Origin of the sequence: Streptomyces sp. LMG1-1-1.1 (assembly GCF_040815545.1) — a bacterium.
GTDB lineage: Bacteria > Actinomycetota > Actinomycetes > Streptomycetales > Streptomycetaceae > Streptomyces.
Genome location: NZ_JBFPNH010000088.1, coordinates 1 through 1408 on the forward strand (window position 1 = coordinate 1; position 1408 = coordinate 1408).

1 pseudogene is annotated in these 1408 nt (G+C 82.7%); it reads left to right on the forward strand.

The features are described from left to right. Positions 1–352: pseudogene (locus MRBLMG1_RS36140) on the forward strand (hypothetical protein); the annotation flags it as partial. Positions 353–1408 lie beyond the last annotated feature (1056 nt).

Here is a 1408-nt window from a genome sequence, read left to right on the forward strand (position 1 = left end):
GGCGGGGGCCGGGGGCGAAGAGGGCGTCGTGGCCGCCGGATTCGCGGGCTCGGCCGAGGGCGTGACGGGGCGTGCCGACGCGGCGCGCTGGACGGTGGGCGTCGGGGCCGCGGGGGAGCTCGGGGCCTCCGGGCTCCGCAGGGCCGCCGGGGCCTCGCGCCGGGCGGAGGGTGCGGTGCGGTCGGCGGGGGAGTGCGGGGCCGAGGCCGTGTGCCGGTCGTCAGCGGAGCGCCTGGTCGTCGGGGCGCCGGGATGTGTGGGGGTGGCGCGCTGGACGGCGGGGGCCGGGGACACGGGCGCCCCCGGGATCGCCGGGGCGCCGGGGCGGCCCGAGGGCGCGACGGGAGGCTGAGGCGCGGTGCGCTGGACTGCCGGGTCCTGGGGCGCCGACGTGCGCGGGACGGACGCCGTGCCGGGCTCGGCGCGCGGGACGGACGCCGCAGGAGGGGCGGAGTGCTGGACGGGCGCACCGTCGGCGGCACTGGAGCGCGCACCCGCCGGAGGCTGCGCGGCGCCCGAAGGGCCAGGCCCGGCCGTGCGGGGCGCACCCGGAGCCGGCGGTGCCGTCTCGCCGCGGGCGGCGGGCGTTCCGGGGGAGCCCTGGACCTTCGGCGCACGCTGGACGGGCCTCGGGCCGGGCACGCCACCGGGGCCGACCGGAGAGGACGCGGCCGGGGCGGCGGCGGCATCAGGGGTCGCCGACGTGCGCGTGATCGGCGCGCCGATCGGGGAGCGTCGCGGTGCCGGGTTCGTGCGGGGAGCGGGTGCCTGGGCGCTTTCGGCGGCGGCGCGCTGCACCGGGGCTCCGAGGCCGGGCCGGGCGGCCGGGGCCGCGGGCGCCGCACTCGCCTCAGGGGCGGGCGCCGGAGCCGGCGCCGGAGTGGACGCCGTCGTGGTCCAGTCGGCACCCGGGGCGCGACGTGAACGGCGTACGGGGGGACGGCGCTGCACCGGAGTGTCGCTCGCGCCGACGGGAGTCCCGGGCCCGGTGGGGGAACCAGGGCCCGGGACGTTCTGGGGCCGCCCGGAGTCCGAGGACTCCGGTGCGGCGGTGTCGGGCGAGCCGGTGGGCGTCACCCCGGTCGAGGCGGTCGGGGGGCGCTCCGGCGTACCGGCAGGGGTCGCCGCGCGCTGGACGATCCCCGTACCGGGCGCGGACGGCGCCGCGTTCCGGGCGGGACCCGCCGGGACCAGACGGCGCGACGGCTCGGCCGGCCGGGCGGAGACCAGGGGCGAACGGCGTGCGGGCGAGGGCCGGACAGCACCCCGGGCGGCGGCGCCGCCCGACACCACGCCGCCTTCGGGCCGTGCGGAGGCGGGCGCCTCGGCAGACCCACCGTCGGCGTCGCCGCCCGCCGCCGCCACGCCCTGCGCCACCCGTCCACCCCCACCAAGACCCCCGCCTGAC